The sequence below is a fragment of the Micromonospora sp. DT63 genome, assembly GCF_049841615.1.
Taxonomy (GTDB): domain Bacteria; phylum Actinomycetota; class Actinomycetes; order Mycobacteriales; family Micromonosporaceae; genus Micromonospora.
Genome location: NZ_JBNCKQ010000022.1, coordinates 1 through 660 on the forward strand (window position 1 = coordinate 1; position 660 = coordinate 660).

Below are 660 nucleotides of genomic sequence, written 5' to 3' on the forward strand. Positions count from 1 at the left end.
GAGGCGGCGTAGACGTCGGCCACCAGTGCGTTGGCCTGGTTGACGATGGTGTAGTAGCCGTTACCGGTGGGTCGCAGGTACCACGTCTGGTTGGTGCCGCCGTTTGCCGACCACTGCTGCAGTTGCAGGCCGGTCGTGGTGCTGGCGCCGTTGACGTCGAGCACCTTTCCCGAGGCGGTGTAGCGCAGGGTGTAGGCGTCCTGCGTGGCGTTGATCGTCCAGGTGGGGGTGCCGCTCTGCTGGATCGCCTTGGCGCCGTCGGCGGTGGAGTTGCCGGCGATGGCCAGGGGTTTGCCGCTGTTGCGGTTGACGATGCGGTAGGTGCCGGGAGTGGGCCCGGTTCCACCGCTTCCACCGAGGTTGAGGTATTCGACCGAGTCGGTGAAGGTGGTGCTGCCGGACTTGGTGGTCGACAGTTGCAGGTACACGCGGCTGCCGGTGGCGGGGGCGGTGAAGGACACCGGTTGGGTGACCCGTGAGCCGAGTGGGATGGTCAGGGTGGTGTTGCCGGACGCGACGACCGCGCCGGTCGGGCTGTCGAGCCGGGCGGTCCAGGCGAAGCCCACCGACGTGTTGGTGAAGTCGTCGTTGAACACGGTGATGGTGCGGGTCACCGTGGCGTTGCGGGCGTAGCTGGGTACCGCCTGCGGTAGTGGGAAG

At 67.6% G+C, this 660-nt stretch carries 1 protein-coding gene; it reads right to left on the reverse strand.

Annotated features, from left to right (window positions below):
• Positions 1–660: RICIN domain-containing protein (locus ACLQ27_RS32150; protein WP_425870259.1), on the reverse strand; the 660-nt coding region annotated here is incomplete at both ends.